Genomic DNA, 23,102 nt, shown 5'->3' on the forward strand with positions numbered 1-23,102 from the left:
AAGCGAGCAAGGCCGGTTTGACGAACAATAAGGGAAGAGAAGCTATTCTTTGAACTGTGGTGTATCCCCATAAGTCGGTTAACAGCAAGAGCTTTCTCCTTTGCAGAATAAAGAAAAACATCCCGAGCCCAAAAACCAAAAAGGCCAGAGCAGCTAAATAAACCAAAGTGGGATGAATCAAGGAAAGGGGGAGATACTTTCACTCTCCCACGTGACCTCCCCATAGTCGGAAAAATAGGCCTCGACCCTTTCCAACGTTTCCTCTGTTTCGACCCCGTTAACATAAAAGGTATCTCCCAGCCCTACATTAACCGCCGCGTCCATCGGGTAATAGCGAACATCCCATTGGGAAAAAGGAAACGCAATCGTGCCTGACTGCTGATGAGACCCTTCGGTCTGAACCTCTTCTTCCGCCAGAAATTCACCGGTGTCAGGCATAGAGCCGCTGGTTAGCGTAAGCGAAGGGTCTGCTTGAAGATTGGCCGCATAAATATGTATCCGCTCTTCATCTAAGTAATTGTATTGGGCGATACTCACCCGTTCTTCATGCGAAAAACGCTGCACTTCTTCTAGACCTAATGCTTTTTCCCCCTCGTAAATAATCGAAAAGACGAAGGGGTCGGTATACAATCGGTCACTGGCTTGTTTTTGGCTGAAAAAATGAAAACTAAAGATCGTGGTGCTGATCAGAACGAGTAAAAGCAGGCTGTTTACTATGTATTTCACTACGGGCATCTCCTTCATACAAAATCACTAATAAGCTACATGCAACTTATTAGTGATTCAACTGATCTATCTTGTCGCCCCAGTTCGCTTTATTTCCTCGCAAACTACTGGCAATAGTTGCTCTTGCTGTTGTCCTAGGGTTTACCCAAGCTCTTCTTACAGTAGCTCGATTATTGCCGACACTTTAATATAACTGGAACTTTAACAGATAGACAAAAACGAATTTGGAAAGCAAGTCAAAACTTTAATTTGATATTCTCTTTTTCGTATTTTTTTCTTTGGATCTTCTGAATGTTGTAAAGATGTGCTGCATAATCAAATGAAAAATAAACCAGGCCTATTATTAATGATAAATAAATCATTATATTTAAAGATACGGGGGTATAAGATAGAGCTGCGGAAAGCTCATACTTGTCCCCATACAGTAGAATCGATTACACTCAATGAAGCCCCAAGGTACTTATTTACAACTAAGACTGATCTTTCTTATTGAAAAAATAAAAGTAAATTTGAATAAGTATACCAACCCCTATAAATGCTCCAGCCAAAGTAAGCCACACTATATTTGTTGGAGAATCCGGTTGAGTAATCAAACCGGTTACAAGAGAAACAACAAGAATTACTAAACCTATATTCATTACATAACTGTCAGCTTTCATCCGTTGCCTCCTTTCAAACCGCTGTCTAATTAACGGAGGTTGACCCACTTAAAAATGAAAGAATCCCTATAGCTACTAATAGGAGAAAAACTATAAACAATCCTGCCACTACATAAAGAAAAATTTTTCATTGGTTTCTCCTTTTTATTTCTTCTTTAAAAATATTAAATATGTAAACAAGAAAAAAGAATAGTAAAAATTTAGATGTTATATCGTGATTCATTATAAATAAAATATAAATTCCTAGTATAAAGTACAAAATGCTTAGCAAAATAAAATAGCGATTTTCAAGCAATACCATATGTTAGCCTTTCTTAAGTCATTTTTGAATTTTTCGTAGTATACTTTAACCTACCTTTCAAAAAACCTCCCATTTTTTGAAAATATATGTTAACTATATACTATAAAAGGATATTTTTGTATGTATTGTTTAAATAACTTTTAGGCTGCAGTTTTGATAACAGTTAGCCGTTATTGAATTAAGTAAACAGCATATCAGGCTATTATTTATTGAAGGAAAAAGACAGCAATAGAATAAGACTATATACGATTCATATAAAAAAGCATTGGCTTTCATCACACCTTCAGTTCAAAAATGTTCATGGTTTTTTTAGTTTACGAACTACAAAGAAAGAGAGAAAATGTGCAATCAGCAGCATCTTCTCTCTTTTTGTTTGTAAAATGGTTCTTTTCCAAACATATTAGAACCTGTATGTAAATAGATTCACTAATGTTCCATATTTTGTTAAAATTAATCTTTCATGGTGTTAATAGTATCAAGGAAAATAGAATGGTAGCAGTGGCGGTCACGTTAGCGAACTGGTTTAGGATACGATAAAAGATTTATTTAAGTTATGTACGTTATAACGAAGAAGGAAGAATAACGAAATTTTCTGTCCTTTATTACTATTTATAAACATTTCAATATAATACGTAAAGGAGATAAATACTATGGATTACGGAATGGCTCGATTAGCTCAACTACTTATTTTTTTTATAATGTCTTTACGATTGCTTATTTTGTTCGTCGCTCTCTTCGTTCAAAAAGGAAATAAAAATCTCTGACAACGATAATCGCAGGAAAAGTGAATCTTCCTTTCCGCAGTTTTTTGAGAAATAAAACAAACAAGGTAATTTTTGTAGATCGAACGTCCATATTTCTTTTCACTTTTTCTGAAAAAATCGTTCTCTAAGCCGCCCGTTTGACTAGTAAGAGGGCATTTTTTCATATTAATTAAACAATAGCACTTACTTTTTCATTATTTTTTAATGAAGTAAATGATGCAAGTGTTTAGACTTTTCCTCCTTTACTACATATACTTCATTTTCATAACCAATATAGACAATAGCGTACTTACCATTTTCTAACTCTTCAAAATGCATTCCCTCGTATTTTCATCTCCATAATCAACATGTACATCATAATCAGATGCTTCTAATGTTGTATCCTCAGCCTCTGCATGATCTATTACATTTCGAATAACTTGAAGATCTTTTTTCTCATTTCCTTTTTTTCTGTAAGCTTTTTCTCCGGGGTAAGGTAAATTCCCAAAAGACAGCCAAAATCGTTCGTGAATAAACTGCCGCCTTTATTTGTCATTTTAATGTCGTACATTTCATCATCATAAAAGAGGCACCATCTATCCTCTTCATAGACTTTTAAGAAAATACCTTCTATATCTTGACCATTTTCGTAATAACCTACATGGATGAAAAAAAACAAGCTCTACATCATGCCTACAAAAATAACGCATGAGAATAATAGAGTTAATTACCGTTCACAGTAAAAATAAGCAGCATGTAGAAATCATCTGCACTCTGTATCATCACTTAAGACTTTTTGAACAGTTCTTTAGTAAAGGGAGTGACCTTTTGAATATCTTCTTTTTCTTTAGAAATAATGTCAATAACATCTGTACTGATATACATTAAAAATGTTTGATTATAAAAAACAATATAAGAATCCTTATGGCCCGAAGCCACTCTTCTACCATATTTATAAATGTCATCGGCATCTACATTCTTAATGGTAGCTATAATAAAGCTCATATCAAGTTCGCTGTGATAGACGATGTCTTCTTTCCAATTTGTGATATGAAAAAATTTACCTATCCCTGTTTTTATTGGGATTCTTTTATTGTTGCGTATCGTTCCTACTTCCAATGTAAGGTTTGTTTCACTATCTTCATGGAAAAGAGTGTATATTAGATTTTTGAGATGTTTCCAATTTTTATTATTATAATTATCACAACTTATACGAATCCGATTATCGGGAGAAGCTTGGTAATACGGTGTGCTATCGAAATCATCAAATCTCACATGAAACTTTTCTATGTTTTGCATCTTTATTACCCTCCCGTTCTTTTCAGCTGTGCATTATAAGTACCTGACCTCGTTGTTTTACTTCCTGGAGTTTTTATAGAGGCAGCGCCTTTCCATAGATCTCTCTTTAGTAGAGGCTTCATCTTAAACCATAACCTCATTGGTATTAATTTCTTCTTCATTTAAGATGCTGGTATTTTCTTTTTCGATATAAGTGGATAATCCAGGTTCTCCTAAGTAGTATTGATCGATGCAGGTATTGTTATCGATAAGCACACGTAAATGCAAATAAATCCCTCTTTCTGTAAGTTAGTTTAATTCGTACATATTTCTTTTGAAAACTGTTATGTAACTATATTGCCTTGCATCTTAAAAATAAAATAACTAAAAAAATAACAAATAGAGATACCTTCTACAACACCAAACCTCATTGATACTTTATTGTAAATTAATGGAACATTATTTCATAGGTAACTTTGACAAACTTTCAAAATCAAAGCCTTAAACTCTTTAGATAAAGCCTTAAGCTCTTATTTGCTTTAACTAGATAGGGTTTTTTTAAAATAAATAAAATTACTGCAATTAATAAAAAGGGGCTGCTTCTATGTATATATTAACGATAAAAGAAAGCTCGAACTTTGCTGAAAAACATGATATCTTTTAAAACAGGAATAAAGAGAGAGTTCACAATAAACTCTGGACCGAAGAAGAAATACGTGAGTTTGTCCTCTGCAAGATGGAGCAGCGAAATGAATAATGTAATAAGTAATCGGCGGCGACCCGTTACTTATTTTTTTGTTTTCAACATTTACTTCCAATTAATAATATTCAATTGAGGGATAACATGAAAAAGTATTTACTGTATACGTTGGCGCTGATAAGCCTTTTAGTTTTCGGGGCCTGTAGCGAATTAGAAGAGTCCAACGAGAGAGAACTTCCGGAAGAAAGTAAAAGTACTGCCAAAGCAGAAAAAGAAACTACTGCTCCTGAAAGTACTGCAAACAAAATATCAAAAGAAATATTTGGTGATGCCCTTATAGATACCGAATATTATGAGGCAAGTAATCATGTTAATATTTATGTTAATTTAACTAACCTCAGTGATAATTTAACTAATAACATGATAAAAGCCGAGGCCTACAATGATGTAACTGCTTTATTAATAGAATTACAAAATGAATATGTTTTTGATGATATTTATGTTCAATTTGAAACTACCCTGGTTAGTCATTATGAAGAAAGAAAAGATAAAGTAATTGCCATTGATTTTGAGAAAGAGACAATAGAACGTATTGATTTTGATACCTTTTTGAGTCCTGATATTCCCCATGCGGCTGATCATTATTGGGAGCATCCGTTATTGTAAACGATAAACTAGAGAGAGCAATTTATCACAATTAAGACAGAGCAGGTTTCCACAAATAAGATTGACCAATTTCCCTACAAATATGACACTTTTAATAGGCTGAGGCTAGTTTATTGAAAGTGAGGAAATTGGAGTGAAGCGATTTATGAAATATGCAGAGATCCGGCAGTTACATGCCGAAGGGTTTTCCATTAACTCGATTGCAAAAAAACTAAATATGTCGAGGAATACGGTAAAAGATTATATGGGGATGGCCCCGGAGGAATTTGAGGATTTTCTCATTTCCCTGCGCCACCGGTCAAAGAAGCTGGATCCCTTCCGGGATCCGATTCTCCACTGGCTGCAGGAGCACCCGGATTTGACTGGGGCCCAGGTCCATGACTGGTTGGAAGAACGGATGAGTTTTCGAGGTGCTACGGAAAATACAGTCCGTAATTATGTGAATGAGCTGCGCGAGATGTACCATATTCCCAAAAAAATACAGCACCGAAACTATTCGGCCACTCCTGAAAGTTTTCCGGGGCAGCAGGGGCAAGTCGATTTTGGACAAACCGTCGTGAAAAAGAAAACGGGAGGACACAAACGCCTTTACTTCATTGCTTTTGTCCTGTCCCATTCTCGCTATAAGTATGTCGAGTGGCTGGATCGTCCCTTCCGCACGGCTGACGTCGTAAGATGTCATGAAAATGCGTTTGCCTATTACGAAGGAATGCCGGCGGAGATGGTTTATGATCAAGATGCGCTGCTCGCCGTCAGTGAGAACGCCGGAGATCTCATTTTAACAGCCGAATTTACCAAATACCAAACAGCACGAGGCTTTAAAGTGTACCTTTGCCGGAAAAGTGATCCAGAATCAAAAGGGAAAATCGAACAGGTCGTGAAGTTTGTGAAATACAACTTCAGCAAAAACCGAGTGTTCGATCAATTAGCGACGTGGAATGAAGCCTGCTTGGCCTGGTTAAAGCGGACCGGCAATAGGAAAGTGCATCACAACATAAAAAAGAGACCTTTCGAAGTGCACGCCCTGGAAAAGCAACACTTACAAAAAGTCTCTACTACTTACCTATTTGAACATCATCTTTCCTCCAGTATACCAAGAACGATTCATAAGGACAATGTCATTCGTTACCTGCAGAATCGATATAGCGTGCCCTCAGGCACGTATCGAGAACAGGCATCAAATAAAGCATACCTCCAGATCATAGAGGGGCGTACCCTTTTGATTCGCTTAAAACCAACGGGCCCTGTGTTAGCAACACACCCTCTTTCCGAGAAAAAAGGGATCGTTATTTCAGACCCGCGGCATCGAGTGAAAAGCGAATCCAAGCGCAGTCTTTTAATTCATGAACTGTCGGACGCTTTTTCTAACAAAGCAGGTATTCAGTGGTTTATCGAAGCATTAACAGAAAAATACCCACGGCATTTGATCGATCAATTGAAGGTGATTCAACAAACCATTCGAGCCCATCCAAACAGCATAGAAGCAGCTCTAAAAGATATTCAAAAGCTCCAATTAATCAGTGGCAACGATTTTCGCGATATGGCTTATTCCCTGGACCGGCAGGTCCAGCTCTCTTCTTCTCCTGACGTTTCACTCAACCCAAAATACATGGAATGGAAAGCGCCTGAACGATCAAGCGATACATACTTGAACGTATTGAAGGGAGGGCGAGGGTCATGAGCCATCCTTTTGAGTTGTTACAACAGCAATGCCGAACCCTACGGTTGGCTGAAACAGCCAAAGAGCTGCCGACTCTTCTCCGTAAAGCAGAAGCTAAAGGGTGGACGTATCATGAGTTCACCCATGAACTTTTGACGTACGAGCTCCAGTGTCGGGAACAAAAAACCATCGAACGACTCATGAAGTGGGCAGAGTTTCCAGAAATAAAAACACTAGCTGCGTATGATTTAAAAGAACAAAATGCATTAGGAGAAAAGCAATTCAATGTCTTGAAAGATCTTCATTGGGTGGAAGATGATTTCACGCTCATTTTGATGGGACCGACAGGTGCAGGCAAAACACACCTGTCCGTCGCATTAGGCGTGCATGCCGTCGAACGAGGGTTTCAAGTCTCTTTTATTTCGATGGCCAATCTGATGTATATCTTAAAAACACGAGAGCACATCAAAAAATCCAACACCCGGTATAAACGGATCATTGGATCGGATCTCATCATCATCGATGATGTCATGTATATGACGTACGAAATGCATGAAGCGCATCTTTTCTTCCAATTTATTTATGACCTCTATGGAAAGGCTGCCTTCATCTTAACGTCAAATAAAGGACCGAATGAATGGGGAAAGTTCTTAGGTGACCCTACCCTGACCACGGCGATCTTAGATCGCCTCCTTCACCGCAGTGAAATCATTACGTTTGGCGAAGAAATGGACAGCATTCGCATGAAATATCGAAAAACATTGTTTCCCGAAACAAGTGGTCTATCTTAATTGGTGAAAGTTGATCTATCTTATTTATGAAAAATTGATCTATCCTACTTGACGGTTACATTATTCTCAGAGTAATGTTTTCCCCTTTTTAAATAATACATTCTCAATACAAGGAGAGTAAGGCTAAGTAGGTGTAAGCCCGCACTCATCTGTGGGCTCCCTGTATTAAAGCATATAAAAAGCACCCTCACCTGGAGAGTGCTTTTGTTTTATTTTTCATACACAATAGATATCTCTTCATCGACAAGAATTTGATCATCCTTATCTTTCTGAAAAACCATTAAATCGGCAGGAACCATCATCTTGTATTTAAAATCACCTGAAGGCTTTAAGTAAACCCCGAATTTATCGCTATACATTCCAGTTAAAGAGCCTTCTGCTCCATACACTTCAACCATAACTCGTTTTAAAGTCATAAAATCCCTCCTCATTATTTGGACTACCTTCACTATGAGAGGAACAATCGGTAAAGTCAAAGAAATCGGGAGAGAAAGATTTTTGCTAGTCTTAGTTATGTTAATCTTTTTTGCAGTCCGACTCATACTAAGCCCCTCCGCTATATATATGAGATAACACTTTCTTTGTCGAATCGGCAAATCAGAAAAGATTTGCAGCAGCGTTTGTTTCTGGTCATCGGTTAAATGTATCTCCTTATTGTTAATATCAATCTGTTCTACTATGTCAGGGATCATATACGCTTCTTCTAGCTCCATTTGCTGATAGATACCCCGTTGTCACCCCCACGAAATAAACCCGGTTGTCGGCCTATCTCCATCCACTCAATAGCAAACGCCAGGCTATCAATCATACTATTCACTTTCGATTTATCTTCTTTGTCCTAGGGATCCGTGGAATCATATTTGTTCGTGAACTGCTGCAGATTTCTTTTATTTTCTTCAATGAGCTGGTCTGTGAATAGCATGTATTTTCTCCTTTAAATAAAAAAGAGGACATCAAGCAACAGCGGTATGCTGTCGTTCAGTGTCCTTCAGATGGTTGGTAGAACTATGACGATTAAAATTCAATAGCTTTTTTTAGAATACTTTTTTTGTTTTCTATATAATGCAGGCCACACCACTCTGGTAGATCCTCGGCAGAGTTAATTTTTATAGTGTCTTTAATATCAAGCACAATAGCCTGACCTGGTGTTAATAATAAATGTTCTATTTCATTATGAGAAGTTTTATAAGCTTCATTTATTTTATTATTAATATCGATAACTGGGGTATTCATATTATTAGTTTCAAGTACAAGCTTTTCTAATACCTTAGGAACTTCACTTTTATTATACATTTTTAAACTAATAGAAACATTCAAATTAAGACCGCCATCTGGTATTTCTAAATTATTTTCTTTCTCTAAAAACTCACTATAAGAGATTTCGTCGGAATACTGATACTCTCCCTCAACATTTGTAACTGCATGCATTATTCCGGTATATGTTAATTCTACAGGCTCTTTATTAGCAGCCGAAAATAATAAGAAACTAAACCTGCTACTATAGCACTTACTAAAGCACTAATAGCACCACTCAATATCGATATACTCAATTCAATTAAACCCCCTATTTAAGAATCCTCTCAAGATAGATGACATTATTACTCATCATTCATAAAATAAAGTGTTCCTAAGTTTAATTTTTTTACCATGTTATCCATATGAGTTGTACTTCTTTTTGTAGTGATTTTTAAATGTTCAATATCACTTCTTAGGTCTTTAATTGTAATTATATTGTTACTTTCATCATCATACAGTTTATTTTTTATAATTTTTAATGCTTCTAAAAGCATTTCAAATTCGTAATTAAAACCACTGAATTCTTTTTGTATTGAAACATGGTATTCGTAAGCTTTACCTATATCTTGATTTAAACGAGTTCCATAATGGTAGCCCATGGAGAATATAGCTCTAAAGATTTTATTTTCTTTCAAGTTATCGTTTTCATTTATGATTATTTGTTTGTAATTAGCAATATCTAAAACAAGTCTAAACTGCTTAGCAAAAAAATTTATTTTTCTTCTTGTCTCTTCTAGCTCAGTTAATAATAAATCCTTTGCTTGCTTTTTATAATGGTGAGAAGCCACAAAAAAAGCTCCTATAACACTAATAACTGAACCTATAAAACCCATCCAACCGTTTGGGTCAACTTTAGACAAAAAATAATAAATTTTATCTAAATTAACACTAACAAAACTAATTAATATAAAAATCAATATATAGTAAATTATTCGATGTTTCTTTGTATTTAATAATTTTTTTATTTAAAATTCCTCCCTATTAACTTACCTGGCTCTTTTGAAATGAGTTATTTAAATAACTAGTAAGATTAACCTTCGTTTATATCTTTTTTATTAAAATGCTTATAAACCTCTTGAACCTTTCCGTAAACTATCATCACAGAATTTATAAAATGATCAGGAGTATTTTTCATTTCAGGTTGACTATACAAATTTACTAAAACTAAATTAAGGTGACTTATTGCTTCAAAATCTTCGTTATAATCATTATATTTTTTCTTATTTTTGAACCTGTTTTTTATTGTTTTTATTTCTGTATAGTTTGAATGCAATTGTTTTACTGAAGGTTCAGTTTTATAAAAGAACTCTTCAATAATTTCTTCTTTTGAGGTATCTATTTTTGATGGAAATTTTTTATTCTTTATATCTAATAATTTTCCGTTATGAAATTGATTAATAGTATTAAAAATGACTTTTAAATTTTCACTTGCTTCTATTTTTTCGGTTTCTAAAACTCTGATAGTGATATCATCTTGTCGTTTAGTCGTATATATATGCAATAACCAACCACTAATTAAGGTTAACAATGCACCTAACAAAACTCCTAGAATCGTACTATTATTTTGTAACATTTCGGCATTTTCTATAGTAATTTGTATTGGTTCTGTCAAAACTCTTCCCCATCATCCTGCCTCACTCTTTTAACTTTCCACTGATGGATAACAATCTTCGTTTCTCCAAACTCTGGTAATTCCTTTAACTTAGGCCTACGATCGCTACACACGATGGCAACGGCTTATCTCTCTCAAGTATATCAATATCAAGGTTTCCCGTCTGCATATCGACATCAATATTTTCCATATTAGCCAAATATTCCACCCCTATAACTCATTTAATTTAACCGGTTCCACTTCACTCACAGTATCATTATTTTTTACCTGGAACGAGATCACATTATCCGCTCGTATGTTTAACCGATCCAGCTTCTCTTTTAAGTCTGCGCTGTTTCTTACGTAAGCTGTATATCCATACTTCATCCCGTCTTTGTAGCGGATCTATACGATCATCAACATATTCCTCTCTGATTACCTGTTTTTCGAATGCTAACTGTGGCTCGCCGTTAAGCTAATACAACAATCACCAGCTCCTTTATGTGAAATCAATACTCCCAATATCCTTTCCTTCTGTTCCTTCTCTAAGCTTCAGGGGGGGGCAGCGTTTTTGTCGTCATCCCTATTATTTTATGTAGAAATTTATAAAACAAAAAATCCAGCCCCTTCTCTTTTCAGAGAAAGCACTGGATTTTTATACATATTAACAGCAATCGCTGTCGGATCCGCCGTCCATCACAAGGCCGGACTGCCCGTCACTATTGGTTTGTACGTCCAATGTGATATTTTCGACGTGTGGTAATACCTGCTTCTCAATGGCTACGTCAATGCCGTTAATTTCCCGTCTTTCATCGTCCTGTGCTGGCTCATCCAGAGCCAGTCCCAATTTAGGGCCTCCTCAGCCCATGCCGGAAAAGACGACGCGGATGTTACCGGCGCTGTGTTCTTTCATCACGCCGTGAATAAATTCTTTTGCCTGGTCGGTAATATTCATGGTATCTCTCCTTTTCTAATCTATACCTTAGTATAAGGGTTTTTTTCTACGGTTTAAACAGGATTATCCTGTTTTTTTACCTTTATTGCGTAGGCAATCGTTTCGCTGCTGTTTTTGAGCATCCATCCGAGCGACGGATGGTTGTCCAGCACCGGCGACGGCTTAATCGCCTCGTAGGTATCTTCGTCGGTTGTGACGGCATATGCTTCATTATCTGATTCCACCGGAACCAGGGAATATTCCCGTATGCCTTGTCAGCCGCCGGTAAGCTTTGATTCCAGACGGAAGGCCCGAGTGCTGCCGGGCAGACCCTGCATGGTTTGTTCGGCTCTCTCGGTTAATGGAATACTATGCATGAGTCATTCCTCCTTTATCCTATTACTGAATATTGTAGATTTCAGACCATCAGAACGCAAGAGAAGAGGCTCCCCCGTTGGAAGCCTCTTCTGAAACTCGTGTACTATTATAGGGCAAAGCCTATTGGTAAAGGCTGATGAAAAATCTTTACGTAGGAAGGGACATGCCCGCTCCTCTTTGCTTCCACTAACGGTCGTACATTCGTTTGCCGCCTACGGCATTGGCTGAATGAATCGTAATGCAGTCAGGAAAAATCTTATGTTCCAGTAGATGCAGTACTACTTCAAATCCGTTCTTTGCATAACTTCCTAAATCATGATCCAGCGATAAATGAGACACCAGCTTTTTGGATCGGATCATGGCAATACATTCTGCTACTGTTTCTACTAGAATATACCCGCTCGGACAAGGCCTCACATCATCCAGGAAAATATTGTACTTTTGTACGTTTTCCATACATCCTCCTTCATAACACGAGAAATGTGTGTGTTCATGTCTTAGTGGCCGTTGAAACTATAGTATAACAGAAAATATGCCTCTTTTCTACCTATTATCCAAATCGTCTCTGCAGCTCGTCTCTTGCCTGTACTACATCCTCTATTGTAAACGTGATGTCCGCGTCTTCTTCCATCTGCCTGCTCGTTTGAATACTCTGCTGCCACGCAGAGGCGAAATCAGCCCACCACGTCTCCCACTGCCCGGTAAAATGAAGACGCATCCGCTCCCATTCTTTTTCAAGCAGCTCATCTGCCGGCGGCGCAGTTCCTCTTCCAGCTCGTCTTTAAACGGCTTAATCTGCTGGTCCATGAAAAACGCACTGTAGGACGTATAGCGGTTGAAAAAGGAAAATGCCATCTGTTCCAGCTGCGGTTCTGAAGTGGAGGCAAAGCTGTCAAATGCCGGCCGTTTCCAGTGAAAAGCACTCCACATCGACTCCGGTATCCGTTCGGCAAAGGCGTCCGTCATGCGGCGGCTGCGCTCCTTCATATACTGCTCCATCCGGTAGCCGGTCGCCTGCAGCTCCTTGTCGAATTCAAGAAATACTTCCTGCACGAGGCCATTGGCCTGCCGCTTCAGCTGATCGGAAAAGGAACGCTCTTTTTGAAAGGTATAGGGAGTGAAATAGTCTTTAAATAAGTCATAGTAACGGTAAAACACACGCTGCTTCACATAAAACAGCAGCTCCTCCATCTCCCGGTGCATCATGTCGAGCTCCAGCGCAAAGGAATAGGCCTTCAGCTCGCTTTCAGCCTCGGTGAGGGATGCAAGCCGCTCCTGCTTTTTTTCCTGCTGGCGCGACGCATCCAGCGCCGCTGTGTCGATGATGTTATCCAGCGTCCGGACAGCCTGACGGATTTCTCCCCGTCCTTCCTCCAGCACGATTCCCTGCAGCTGCTCGTAGGAAAACTGTTCAAAGGCGTCCATAAAGTCATCCATGCCGGACACCGGCCGGCTCTCTCCGCCGGCCTGCAGGCTCGATACCGGGTACACCGGCGGATTTTCCAGGCCAAACGATTCCAGCTCACGCTTTACGTACTGAATCACGCTGTCCAGCTCTGCTGCATCCTCTGCCAGGTCCGCCGCATTCACGAGAAAAAAGATCTTGTTATAGGAAAAATACTGCGTCAGCCGGCCGAGCTGGGTGAGAAACATAATGTCCGCGCGTGAAAACGCATGGTTGTAATACGTCGCAAAAAAGATCGCATCGGCCTTTTTCATTTCTTCGAACGCCAGCAGCGTATGGCGCTTGTAAATGCTGTGCACGCCGGGTGTATCCGTCAGCGTATAGCCCTTTGAGGTGAAAACGCCGGCGGCATCCACGTCCGCCCGGTCAATCATCATCGCCTCTTCGGCATTTCCGGTCAGCTGCTGAAAGGCCTCCAGCTTCATTTCCATGCGCTCCCCCTGTCGGTCTTCGTAGTTTCGAAACGACGCTTCGTATTCATCGAGACGGTTTTTTTCTTCCTCATCCAAAAGCCGCAGCGGATCGATCCATTCTTCTTTTTTGCTCTCTTTATCGTCTTTTTCTTTTTCCTTCTTTTCCTGCTGCTCTATCAGCTTTTGGCTGCGGTCAGCTTTTAAGGACGCCCATTCGTCCATTGATGCAATGGACGTACTGGTTTGAAACAGCAGCTCATTCATCTCTTCGACCACCCGTGCTTCGGTTTTATACACAACCGATACCGTGCCGTGCTTTTCCTCTGCTGCGGGACGGATCGTCGTCACAAAAGCGGTCGTCGGATGCGAAGACACAGGAAGAAGCGGATCGCCTATCAATGCGTTGGCAAATGTCGTTTTGCCGGAGCTGAACGCGCCAAACAAGGCAACCCGGTAGGCCGCCTGCTCCAGGCGCTCTGCCTTGCTCTCCAGGGAGGCGGCCGCCGTCTCAAGCGCCTTAAACTCTTTCATCAGACTCGCTGCCTGCCGCAGCTCGTGAGGGGCCTCTTCGCGGGGCGGCTGGGTCTGCCGGTTTCTTCCATGCTGCTCATACCATTCCCGGATCGGAAACGTCAGCGGAGCCTTCACATTGCCTGCTTCGATTTGATACGCGTCCGACGTAAGCGATTCTGCCGCTTCAAAGGGCACAGCTGCCTCCCGGAAGGCGTCCATCCACTCCTCCACTATAGCCACCCACTGCTTCTGTCTCTTCTGCCAGGCCTCTGCTTCCTCGAGAAGCTCTGCCGTATGGACAAAGCGGGCTTCCAGTCGCTCCGCTTCTTTTTTCTGTTCCGCGGCGAGCAGGGTTTTCATTTTCGGGAGCAGGTGGATCAGCTGCTGCTTATAGACCCGCTTAATTTCTTCGGTAAGCCAGCGGCTGAAGCTGAGCACGTACCCCTGCGTGAAAGAAGCACCGGACCGCTCTGCCTGACGGATTAATTCATCGTCGATCGTACAGGTCATGTCCAGCAGCCGGCGCTGCAGATCCTGGTCCTCCACACGGTACGATGCCAGAAGATTGGTCATCTGTTCGCGCAGCGGAATATCGATATAATTGCGGGCATTTTCCGTCAGGCTGTTCTTCAGCGCCTCCAGCCTCTCTTCGCGGGAGCGGCGGGTTTTATTCTTGCCGAACAGCCCTTTAATGCGATAGGCCGGCTGCCGGGATTCCAGGTAGTCCCTTGCTGCATTGCGGGTATGGTAAGGCGTCAGCTTGGCATTCGTAAATATTAAATCGACTGTCGCAAATATTCTTTTTTCCAGCGTGTCCTGCCACTCTTCCATGTCTTTTTTCTTTTGGGCGGCCTGCTCCTGCTCTTCATGCAGAGCCTTCAAATCCGTATACCGGCCCAGCTCACGTTCTATATCCTTTGCCGGATACTGCTGCTTTTCTTTCTGTTCCGCCGCCGCTGCCATCACCCGGTATATGCTTTTGGCCGCGGTCTGTGACACCTGAACGCTGACAGGTACTGCGGTGGAGAATAAGTACTTCATCAGCCTGTCCCATTCGCCCGGCGTCTGTTCTGGATAACGGGAGGAAATAAAATACACCTCTTCATAACGGATGCCCCGCTTTTGAAAAGAAGCTTCCATCCGCTCCCGGAAGGCATCGATCGTTCCCTGTTTTTCATTATGTTTATCCGCCTGGTTTACAATAAGGAGCGGCCGGATATCCATATGATTGAGCTTGCTTAAAAAGGCAATGTTTTCCTCGGACTCGACCTGCTGATAATCCATCACGTAGCAGACGATGTCGGCTTCCGGAAGTCGTGATTCGGCAGCGAGCTGATGGGCTTCGACCGTGGAATCAATGCCCGGTGTATCGATCAACTCCACGCTGGTCGGAAGCTTGGTGTTTTCGTCCTGCAGGTACACTTCTTTCACATCGGCTCCCTGCTGGAACCAGCTGGTATCCCAGTCCCGAAGATTTGTAAAAACAGTATCCGGACGTTCCTCCTCGTGCACGAGCGTAATGCCGGGCTCTCCTTTTTCAAAATGAACCACGTTGGCACTTGTTGGAATCGGATGCGACGGTAGATGATCCTCACCGATTAACCGGTTAATAAACGTCGATTTCCCGGCCGAAAATACACCGCAGCACAATATCGTCTTCCGGTCGGCGGTCCATTTCTCTTCGATGCTATCGAGGACATTCTGCTCGTCCGGGTCCGTCCACTCGTTCAGCCGGGCTTTAATATCCAGCAGCGGTTCTTGTATAAATTGATGGCGGGTCCAGAAGGTGTCCCGCTGCGTCTGGGACAACAGCACATCCTGAACGGAAGGCATTTTCATCGATTCAGAACTCCTCTCTACAAAACGGATGCTTCTGCTCCAGCAGGTCAGCAAACGCTTTCGTGTTTATTCTAAAAAAAGAGGCCTGCGGAAGGCCCCTAAATTAAATGATCTTTTTCAAATAAGTACTCATACGGAATATCGATAAACACGTACAGGTCATCCGTCAGCGGATGCGAATACGTGCGGATCATTTCATTCTGGTGGATATCAGAATACAGATCAGAAAGAATACCGCGTTTTTCAAAATTCATGCGCACAATATTCTCAAGAAAATACGGGCGCCAGCTCCAGTTGCGGTTCCGCCCCTCCGGATGGTACGTCCAGCCTTCGATTTCCTTTAAGGCGTTTCCTGACTTCTGGTATCCTTCATGATCGCAGATATAGACGCGAAAAGAGATATCCTCCAGAGCGTTTGCAATGTTCATCGTAAGGGCATCCACGTCGCTCCATTGCCCTTCCTTTTTCAGAATCGCTCCCAGCCGTTTGTTCATCGACGTCATTAATTCAATCTGGGCTTCCATCTTTTTACGCTCGAGCGTAATAAAATGATGAAAGTCCTTGCGGAGCACTTCGGTCAGCATCTGCTTGTCGCTGAATTCATTTCTCGGCTTGCGCAGATAATCGCCCTGGAAATAGCGGGCTCCGTTTCTCCAGGCATAGTTAAGCTGGTTAAAGCCATTCACCTCTTCGAACAACAGCGAGGCTCCGATTTTTCTCGACAGCATCGACAGCGAATGCAGCACGTCCCGAAACATACTGGGGATGGAATTCTCTTCTGTAAAAGCGAGATCGACTTTTATAATATTAGGCATCAGGTAGGCGATCTGGTCGAGATTGGTTGTGTTTTTCCCCACATCGTCCAGAGCGACTTTAATCCCCAGGCTCTGCGCATACTGCACAAAATGCTTGAGCTGGGACTGATCGCCGATAAAGTGATGTTCTTTAAGCTCCAGTACAATTTTATCGAAGGTGAGACCTTTTTCCTGAAACTCCTTCAGCCGCTCGACAAAGCTTTCTCCGCCATCCTGAACAAGAAGGTTCACATCCACATTCAGGAACAGCACTTCATCGCGCCCTTCTTCCAAATAAGCGTTCAGCGCCTGATCGTGGATATGGTCCTCCACCTCCTGGCGGTACTCATCGGGAATAGAATGATCCTGAAAAAAAGCGCGCAGGCTCATGCTTTCCGTGTCATTTTCATGAAACCGTCCCATCACTTCATATCCGGTAATTTCCAGAGTATCGGCGCTGACAATCGGTTGAAAATGGGCTACGACTTTTTCTTTCTGCATAACAATATCTAACGCATCCACATGTATCACCTTCTTTTTCAGCCCTTTTCTATAGAGCTTCACGCTCTTTTTATTTTTAGGTCAGATCAAATGGCGTTTCCTGGTATACGTAATAGTTCAACCAGTTGGTAAACAAGAGATTCGAATGGGCGCGCCAGCGCATCGGCGGATTAAGCAGGTGATTGCCTTTTGGAAAATAATTTTCCGGAAGCGCTGTGGAAATGCCGCGGCGGCTGTCCCTTTCAAATTCCTCGCGAAGCGTTTCCCGGTCGTATTCGCCGTGGCCGGTCATGAAAATCTGTTTGCGGTCCTTTGTTGCCAGCAGATACAGTCCCGCATCATCTGATTCAGACAACACATCAAGCGCATCTATTTTTTCCACATCCTCGCGGCGGGTTTCCGTATAGCGTGAATGAGGGGCCCAGAATACTTCGTCAAAACCGCGCAGCAGCTTTTCTTCCGGCATCTGCACCGTATGCTCATAAACGCCGAATTTCTTCTTTTCCATCGGATGCTTCGGGATGCCGAAATGATGATACAGCCCCGCCTGGGCGCCCCAGCATATATGAAGCGTGGAGGTGACATGCGACTTGCTCCACTCCAGTATACCAGTCATTTCTTCCCAGTAGTCCACCTGTTCAAACGGCAGTTTTTCTACAGGGGCCCCGGTAATAATCATTCCGTCAAATTTTCTTCCGCTTACTTCATCGATCGTTTTATAAAAGGCAGCCAGGTGTTCATGCGGCGTGTTTTTGGACGAATGGGTGTCCGGATGAAGAAACGACACATTCAGCTGCAGCGGCGTATTACCAAGCATGCGGAGGATCTGGGTTTCTGTAGCTTTTTTCAGCGGCATTAAATTTAAAATGAGTATATCCAGGGGACGGATGTCCTGATTGTAGGCTCTGCTTTCATTCATGATAAAAATATCTTCTTTTGTAAGAATGTCTTTAGCCGGTAAATGGTCGGGCACTCTAATTGGCATTAACTCTCCTGCTCCTTTATCTCTATTTAAATTTGGTTCGAATAAGTGGTAGATAATGTTAGAAAAGTATCACGAATAGACGTGAAACGCAACTGTATGTATGCTTCTCCTTCACAGGAGAAGCGCAGATTCCTAAAAAAACAGTACGACAGAAGCTTCTGCCGCACAGAATACCTGCTATTCTTTCCACCAGTCATCATGAATGGTGACCGGCTCGGTGCGTTTATGCCGTGTTTTCGTATAGTAGTTGATCAGCTTCTCTGATGCTTCGGCTTCAATCTCCCTGCCTTCCAGAAAATCATCAATCTGGTCGTAGGTAAGGCCGAGTGCTTCTTCATCAGAAAGTCCGGGCTTGTCTGACTCCAGATCAGCCGTTGGTACTTTCTCAAATGTTTCTGCCGGCGCACCTAGCTCTCTTAATAGTTCCTTGCCCTGACGCTTATTCAGGCCGAACAGCGGAGCTACGTCGCACGCACCGTCGCCATGCTTCGTATAAAATCCGGTAATTGCTTCTGCAGCGTGGTCGGTTCCGATCACCAGCAGTTTATAGTGGGCAGCCACGTCGTAATGCACTTTCATGCGCTCACGGGCTTTGGTGTTTCCTTTATTAAAATCGGTCATCTTTTCGCCGGTGCCTTCAACAAAATCGCTCTCAGACGCATCGACTGCTTTTTCGATATTTATCGTAACTGTGCGGGATGGTTCCACAAAAGAAAGGGCCAGCTGGGCATCCTCCTCATCGTGCTGAACGCCGTACGGCAGACGGAGGGCGATAAATTCATAGCCTTCTCCGGTTTCATTCAGTTCGTCGACCGCCATCTGGGCGATTTTGCCGGCAAGCGTCGAATCCTGGCCTCCGGAAATGCCGAGTACAAACCCCTTCGCTCCGGTCTGGAGCAGGTAGTTTTTCAAAAACTCTTTCCGGGTGGTTATTTCTTCTGCGGCCTGCACAGACGGGCGGACCTCAAGATCATTGATAATATGCTTTTGTGTAATAGTCATGGTAGTCCCCTTTCTTTTTATGTTATTTTCCTTATTTCATCCATCTTTAAACCTTACTGGAAGAAAGGCGGAAGCGGGTAATTGCCTCGGAATGCCCGCACGCTTCGAGCACCTCTATCTGTTTGGGACCGCGGATATCAAAGTGGGAATATTCCTCACGGTAGTGAATCCAATGGGGGTGAAATCCGAACTGCTTTCCCCATTCGAGCAGTTTATCGTGATCTGCACAGGCAGCTTTCGTTACCGTATGAAATTCCGGATAGCGCGGGTCATACCAATAGTGGGTGATCAGCGCTACTTTCCCTGAAGCGGCTCTGTTCTTCCAATCGGCCAGTTCTTTTTTCGATATTCCAAATGCCATAATGGCCTCCTAATGCGACACTTCCCGTGTATACATGTCATGCCACTCCGGAAGGTGTTTTTTGATGGAAAGCGGGCGGAAGCTGTCTTTTAATACACAGACATGCTCGGACGATCCTTCCACACACGTTTCCCCTTTTTCGTTGCTGATTCGGTAGCCGTATTCAATACGGACGCCGCTGTAGTCTTTCACCCAGGTCTGAATCGTGACCGTTTCGTCGTAGACCGAGGATTTCTTATACTGCAGGTTGATGCCGGTCACCGGGGAGAGATAGCCCTGTTTTTCCAGCTCATTGTAGCGGAATCCCAGTTTTTTAATAAGCTCTGTTCGTCCAAGTTCGCACCAGATAACGTAGACCGAGTGATGGACAATCCCCATCTGATCTGTTTCCGCGTAGCGGACCGGCACCGATGTAGAAGCAGTTGTGCGTGTCATTTAACGGTCTCCTTTAATGCTCTCTTTTTCTTTATAGGCTGCTGCTTTTTCTGCATCATTTTCGTTAAGCTCATGCAGGTTTTCTTGCTCCCCGTTCATTACCCGTCCGGCCTGCTGCTGGAACATTTCTTCGGCCATATCTTCAGCGAAGCGGGCGTTCCCGGAGGTATCCATATGCTCGTAGGCGCGTTTCAGCACATCGAGCGCGTCTTCCGTGCACGTATAGCCGTATTCTTTTGTTTTAAGACGGGTGATTTCGAGAAGTTCATCGGTGCTGTAAGGCGGGAAATAGAATGTTTTTTTAAAACGGGAGCGCAGGCCGGGATTGATCTCGAACAGCTGATCCATTGGGCCCGCGTAACCGGACAAAATCACAACTAAATTTTCGTCGTGCTTGGTCATCTCTTCAACGAGCGTGTCCAGTGCTTCTTTGCCGAAGTCGGATCGGCTTCCGGCTGCCAGGGCATAGGCTTCATCAATAAACAGAACGCCGCCCAGTGCTTCCCGGATTTTTTTCCTCGTTTTCACAGCGGTCTGGCCGGTGTATTCAGCAACCAGGTCGCTGCGTCCGCATACAACCGTGTGGCCACGTTTTAAAAAGCCCATGTCTTTTAAAATGCCTGCGTACAGCTTTGCTACCGTCGTTTTTCCTGTACCTGCCTCACCCGTAAATACGGTGTGCAGCTGCAAAGGAACACTCGGTGCGCCTTGTTCTTTTCTTTTCTTCTGAACGGAGATAAAGCTGGCAAGCTTTTTAAGCTCGTTTTTCACTTCTTCCAGACCGATCATTTCCTCTAATTTTATCATAGGTTCTTTGCGGGTGTCTTCATCCGGAGAAAAAGCCGATCCGCTCATATCATCCGGTGTCAGAACAGAGTAATCTTCTACGCTGACATCTGTCTTTTCACCAATTTGAGAACCCTTTTGGAAGATGGCATCCATAATGATGTTTTTAGCGGTGCGTCCATTTCCGAATGTTTCATCCACCTGTTCTTTTTCCAGGCGCTCCTGCAGGACGCGCCGGCTTGCTTCATTCAGCATGAAATCGTTGTCGATTGCGGTTTTCTCGGCAATCTGGGTAAGCTCTTTCATTGAATAATCCGGAAGGTGAATATGGTTGCTCTCCGGGAAGCGGCTGCGCAGGCCGGGATTGGAATGCAGAAACTGGCGCATTTCCTCCGGGTATCCGGCAAGGATAATCGCAAAGGAGCCGGCGTACTCGCCGCTCGTCATGGCAGAGACGAGCGTGTCTACCGCAGTCTGTCCGAAATCATTGCCGGACATCCCTTCACGCCTGAGGCTGTATGCTTCATAATAAACAGAACGCCGCCGACGGCTTCCTTCACTAAATGCATCGTTTTTTCTTCCGTCTGGCCGACATAGGCACCGACAAGCTGGGAACGATCTGCTTCGAGCACTTCATCCCGGGGAAGAATGCCGAGGTGATGATAAATTTTGGCAAGCATCCGGGCGAGCATGGTTTTTCCCGTTCCCGGGTTTCCCGTCAGAATCATATGAAGGCTCCGCTCGTCCTTCCACTGATAGCCCTGATCTTTTCGCTGCTTTTGATACTGCAGGTAGTGATACATCCGGTGGACGTTATCTTTTACCTGCTCGAGCCCGATCATCTGGTCGAGCTCCGTTAATGGATCTCCCGGCATCATGGTCGTATATTGATCAAGAGCCGCAAACTGGCTTTCCCATTCCTGCTTTACTTCTAACAGCTCCTGAATCGACAGCTTGAGCTTTTTCACCTGTTCCGGCGAATAAAACGATCCGGACGCTGTTTCCAGGTATTCCTCCGCCTCATCTGCTACTCTTTTATACAGCGACAATCCTTTTTGGACCGCTTCGAGGATGCCTGGCAGATGATCGTTCAACAGCTCCGTGTCCATAGTGGACTGCTGCAGCACTTCTTCAGCTTGTTTCAGCTGTTCACGTTCGCTGTCTGCGCTTGCTTTCAGCTGTTCAGCCGCCTTTTTTCTGGCTGAGCTCTGATCGGTTTCCCGGATCGGGGCCATTGTGCGGCTGAATGCCATATCACGGACCGCAAATAACGTTTCCAGCCCTTTTAAAAACAAAAGATCTTTCTCGGTATCGTCCCACTCCAGTCCCTGCTCCACCCAGCTGCGGATCAGCGGGTCAAAGCGGTCTCTTCTGGAAAAGCGTTCTTTGGCCAGTACTGCATAGGCTCTGGCCGCCAGATGCCGCTGCTCGGTATCGGCAGGGTCAATCTGTCCGATAAATTCCTGAACCGCATCAATCGAAAGAGATGAAGGCTGTTTCTCCCATCCCGCCACCTTTTCGTTGAGCTGATCAGTCAATGAACTATTCATAAGAGGTCTCTCCTTTTATACGAAAGCGCGCCTTCAATAGAAAGCCCACGCTTCTGCTTTTATAACAAAACTCCAGGGAAACTGCCCTGGAGTCTTTTCTATTTCTTATTATACTTGCCTGTAAGCCTGCGTACAAATAAGGCCATCCACGTTCCTAAAACGCCGCCTGTTGTATTTAAAATAACATCATCAATATTGGATACCCGGTACGTAAACATAAACTGAGCCAGCTCAATACTGATGGAAAGCAGCATCGCCAAAAGAGGCACAAGCCAGATCACTTTCGCACGTGAGTACAGAATCAATCCCAGCAGAAAGCCGAACGGCATGAACATAATGATGTTTCCGGCCAGAATAATCAGTGGATCTATCACGTTATCACTGTATAAGGCAATATTCATAATGCTCTCGAACGGATGCAGGTTATAGTTCCGGCTTCCCGGCCCCTGTGCTCCGTAAGAAGAGCCGTAGTTCCATGCTAATAGGGTTACGTACAACAGCGCTGCCATATAAATAATAAAAACAATGATGATACCTCTTCGAAATCTAGGTTGTCTGGGTGCTCTTGATGCTGATGTTTCCTCAGTCACGGTTATACCTGCTTTCTTCTGATAAGGTCATTTCTATATTATCATTTTTTCCAGCAGTTATAGCAATAGATATATTTACACTATTTTATTTCACAATGTCTGCCCATTAAAAAGCCCTCCACGCCTGGAAGGCGGGAGGGCTTTC

Annotated in this window: 24 protein-coding genes and 1 pseudogene; 3 read left to right on the forward strand and 22 right to left on the reverse strand. The window is 42.9% G+C overall.

The features are described from left to right. Positions 1-177: 177 nt before the first annotated feature. The 5 genes and pseudogenes from MMY81_RS10705 to MMY81_RS10720 all read right to left on the reverse strand — a co-directional run. The gene (locus tag MMY81_RS10705) at positions 178-726 is read right to left on the reverse strand and encodes a hypothetical protein (RefSeq protein ID WP_252312870.1); all 549 of its coding nucleotides are present in this window, start codon (positions 724-726) and stop codon (positions 178-180) included. A 470-nt stretch (positions 727-1,196) separates the two neighbouring features. Further along, entirely contained in the window at positions 1,197-1,385 is a 189-nt protein-coding gene (locus tag MMY81_RS10710) for a hypothetical protein (protein ID WP_252312871.1), read from the reverse strand. Positions 1,386-2,853: 1,468 nt separating this feature from the next. Further along, positions 2,854-3,108, reverse strand: coding sequence for a DUF3986 family protein (locus MMY81_RS35160; RefSeq protein ID WP_374561652.1), 255 nt, complete (start codon positions 3,106-3,108; stop codon positions 2,854-2,856). Positions 3,109-3,215: 107 nt separating this feature from the next. Beyond that, a complete protein-coding gene (locus MMY81_RS10715) occupies positions 3,216-3,728 on the reverse strand; it encodes a hypothetical protein (protein ID WP_252312872.1) in 513 nt (170 codons plus the stop codon). Between the two features lie 5 nt (positions 3,729-3,733). Further along, positions 3,734-3,823 (reverse strand): annotated as a pseudogene (locus MMY81_RS10720) (toxin C-terminal domain-containing protein); the annotation flags it as partial. A gap of 728 nt (positions 3,824-4,551) precedes the next feature. On the opposite strand from MMY81_RS10720, the gene MMY81_RS10725 reads away from it, so the two are divergent. The 3 genes from MMY81_RS10725 to istB all read left to right on the forward strand — a co-directional run bounded on the left by MMY81_RS10725 (position 4,552) and on the right by istB (position 7,524). Beyond that, complete coding sequence (locus MMY81_RS10725; RefSeq protein ID WP_252312873.1) at positions 4,552-5,073, forward strand: hypothetical protein; 522 nt, start codon at positions 4,552-4,554, stop codon at positions 5,071-5,073. 133 nt (positions 5,074-5,206) lie between these two features. Then, positions 5,207-6,754: an IS21 family transposase gene (gene istA, locus MMY81_RS10730; RefSeq protein WP_252312874.1), complete on the forward strand. Its 1,548-nt coding sequence runs from the start codon at positions 5,207-5,209 to the stop codon at positions 6,752-6,754. Next, positions 6,751-7,524, forward strand: coding sequence for an IS21-like element helper ATPase IstB (gene istB, locus MMY81_RS10735; protein WP_252311436.1), 774 nt, complete (start codon positions 6,751-6,753; stop codon positions 7,522-7,524). The genes istA and istB overlap by 4 nt, the downstream gene beginning before the upstream one ends. 209 nt (positions 7,525-7,733) lie before the next feature. Here istB and MMY81_RS10740 read toward each other — a convergent pair whose 3' ends face one another. The 17 genes from MMY81_RS10740 to MMY81_RS10815 form a co-directional block, all read right to left on the reverse strand. After that, positions 7,734-8,237, reverse strand: a complete 504-nt coding sequence (locus MMY81_RS10740; protein WP_252312875.1) for a hypothetical protein — start codon at positions 8,235-8,237, stop codon at positions 7,734-7,736. 301 nt (positions 8,238-8,538) lie between these two features. Next, on the reverse strand, positions 8,539-8,952 hold the full coding sequence (locus tag MMY81_RS10745) for a hypothetical protein (protein ID WP_252312876.1): 414 nt from the start codon (positions 8,950-8,952) through the stop codon (positions 8,539-8,541). Between the two features lie 170 nt (positions 8,953-9,122). Continuing rightward, positions 9,123-9,608, reverse strand: a complete 486-nt coding sequence (locus MMY81_RS10750; protein WP_252312877.1) for a hypothetical protein — start codon at positions 9,606-9,608, stop codon at positions 9,123-9,125. Between the two features lie 242 nt (positions 9,609-9,850). Beyond that, on the reverse strand, positions 9,851-10,432 hold the full coding sequence (locus MMY81_RS10755; protein WP_252312878.1) for a hypothetical protein: 582 nt from the start codon (positions 10,430-10,432) through the stop codon (positions 9,851-9,853). After that, a complete protein-coding gene (locus MMY81_RS35165) occupies positions 10,429-10,545 on the reverse strand; it encodes an XtrA/YqaO family protein (RefSeq protein ID WP_374561655.1) in 117 nt (38 codons plus the stop codon). The genes MMY81_RS10755 and MMY81_RS35165 overlap by 4 nt, the downstream gene beginning before the upstream one ends. A gap of 530 nt (positions 10,546-11,075) precedes the next feature. Beyond that, positions 11,076-11,366 carry an iron-sulfur cluster biosynthesis family protein gene (locus tag MMY81_RS36255; RefSeq protein ID WP_483882487.1) on the reverse strand — a complete coding sequence of 97 codons (291 nt, stop codon included), beginning with the start codon at positions 11,364-11,366 and terminating at the stop codon, positions 11,076-11,078. 53 nt (positions 11,367-11,419) lie between these two features. Next, positions 11,420-11,590 carry a hypothetical protein gene (locus MMY81_RS10765; RefSeq protein WP_252312880.1) on the reverse strand — a complete coding sequence of 57 codons (171 nt, stop codon included), beginning with the start codon at positions 11,588-11,590 and terminating at the stop codon, positions 11,420-11,422. A 319-nt stretch (positions 11,591-11,909) separates the two neighbouring features. Further along, positions 11,910-12,179, reverse strand: coding sequence for a cyclic-phosphate processing receiver domain-containing protein (locus MMY81_RS10770; protein ID WP_252312881.1), 270 nt, complete (start codon positions 12,177-12,179; stop codon positions 11,910-11,912). A 141-nt stretch (positions 12,180-12,320) separates the two neighbouring features. Continuing rightward, a complete protein-coding gene (locus MMY81_RS10775; protein WP_252312882.1) occupies positions 12,321-15,953 on the reverse strand; it encodes a dynamin family protein in 3,633 nt (1,210 codons plus the stop codon). 98 nt (positions 15,954-16,051) lie between these two features. Then, complete coding sequence (locus MMY81_RS10780) at positions 16,052-17,269, reverse strand: EAL domain-containing protein (RefSeq protein ID WP_252312883.1); 1,218 nt, start codon at positions 17,267-17,269, stop codon at positions 16,052-16,054. Between the two features lie 55 nt (positions 17,270-17,324). After that, the gene (metA, locus tag MMY81_RS10785) at positions 17,325-18,233 is read right to left on the reverse strand and encodes a homoserine O-acetyltransferase MetA (RefSeq protein WP_252312884.1); all 909 of its coding nucleotides are present in this window, start codon (positions 18,231-18,233) and stop codon (positions 17,325-17,327) included. A gap of 177 nt (positions 18,234-18,410) precedes the next feature. Then, positions 18,411-19,235, reverse strand: coding sequence for an ammonia-dependent NAD(+) synthetase (gene nadE, locus MMY81_RS10790; protein ID WP_252312885.1), 825 nt, complete (start codon positions 19,233-19,235; stop codon positions 18,411-18,413). 46 nt (positions 19,236-19,281) lie between these two features. Then, the gene (locus MMY81_RS10795; RefSeq protein ID WP_252312886.1) at positions 19,282-19,596 is read right to left on the reverse strand and encodes a hypothetical protein; all 315 of its coding nucleotides are present in this window, start codon (positions 19,594-19,596) and stop codon (positions 19,282-19,284) included. 9 nt (positions 19,597-19,605) lie between these two features. Beyond that, entirely contained in the window at positions 19,606-20,031 is a 426-nt protein-coding gene (locus tag MMY81_RS10800; protein WP_252312887.1) for an acyl-CoA thioesterase, read from the reverse strand. Beyond that, a complete protein-coding gene (locus MMY81_RS10805) occupies positions 20,032-21,315 on the reverse strand; it encodes an AAA family ATPase (RefSeq protein ID WP_252312888.1) in 1,284 nt (427 codons plus the stop codon). After that, the gene (locus MMY81_RS10810; RefSeq protein WP_252312889.1) at positions 21,282-22,367 is read right to left on the reverse strand and encodes an AAA family ATPase; all 1,086 of its coding nucleotides are present in this window, start codon (positions 22,365-22,367) and stop codon (positions 21,282-21,284) included. The genes MMY81_RS10805 and MMY81_RS10810 overlap by 34 nt, the downstream gene beginning before the upstream one ends. A gap of 98 nt (positions 22,368-22,465) precedes the next feature. After that, complete coding sequence (locus MMY81_RS10815) at positions 22,466-22,957, reverse strand: VanZ family protein (RefSeq protein ID WP_252312890.1); 492 nt, start codon at positions 22,955-22,957, stop codon at positions 22,466-22,468. Between the last annotated feature and the right edge of the window lie 145 nt (positions 22,958-23,102).

This window comes from Sinobaca sp. H24, from assembly GCF_023845525.1.

Bases quoted from the DNA above. Each gene is read 5' to 3' on its own strand.
- MMY81_RS10710 (WP_252312871.1), bottom strand. From the start codon at position 1,385: ATGAAAGCTGACAGTTATGTAATGAATATAGGTTTAGTAATTCTTGTT.
- MMY81_RS10715 (WP_252312872.1), bottom strand. From the start codon at position 3,728: ATGCAAAACATAGAAAAGTTTCATGTGAGATTTGATGATTTCGATAGC.
- MMY81_RS10725 (WP_252312873.1), top strand. From the start codon at position 4,552: ATGAAAAAGTATTTACTGTATACGTTGGCGCTGATAAGCCTTTTAGTT.
- istB (WP_252311436.1), top strand. From the start codon at position 6,751: ATGAGCCATCCTTTTGAGTTGTTACAACAGCAATGCCGAACCCTACGG.
- MMY81_RS10740 (WP_252312875.1), bottom strand. From the start codon at position 8,237: ATGGAGCTAGAAGAAGCGTATATGATCCCTGACATAGTAGAACAGATT.
- MMY81_RS10745 (WP_252312876.1), bottom strand. From the start codon at position 8,952: ATGCATGCAGTTACAAATGTTGAGGGAGAGTATCAGTATTCCGACGAA.
- MMY81_RS10770 (WP_252312881.1), bottom strand. From the start codon at position 12,179: ATGGAAAACGTACAAAAGTACAATATTTTCCTGGATGATGTGAGGCCT.
- MMY81_RS10775 (WP_252312882.1), bottom strand. From the start codon at position 15,953: ATGAAAATGCCTTCCGTTCAGGATGTGCTGTTGTCCCAGACGCAGCGG.
- metA (WP_252312884.1), bottom strand. From the start codon at position 18,233: ATGCCAATTAGAGTGCCCGACCATTTACCGGCTAAAGACATTCTTACA.
- nadE (WP_252312885.1), bottom strand. From the start codon at position 19,235: ATGACTATTACACAAAAGCATATTATCAATGATCTTGAGGTCCGCCCG.
- MMY81_RS10795 (WP_252312886.1), bottom strand. From the start codon at position 19,596: ATGGCATTTGGAATATCGAAAAAAGAACTGGCCGATTGGAAGAACAGA.
- MMY81_RS10800 (WP_252312887.1), bottom strand. From the start codon at position 20,031: ATGACACGCACAACTGCTTCTACATCGGTGCCGGTCCGCTACGCGGAA.
- MMY81_RS10805 (WP_252312888.1), bottom strand. From the start codon at position 21,315: ATGTCCGGCAATGATTTCGGACAGACTGCGGTAGACACGCTCGTCTCT.
- MMY81_RS10810 (WP_252312889.1), bottom strand. From the start codon at position 22,367: ATGAATAGTTCATTGACTGATCAGCTCAACGAAAAGGTGGCGGGATGG.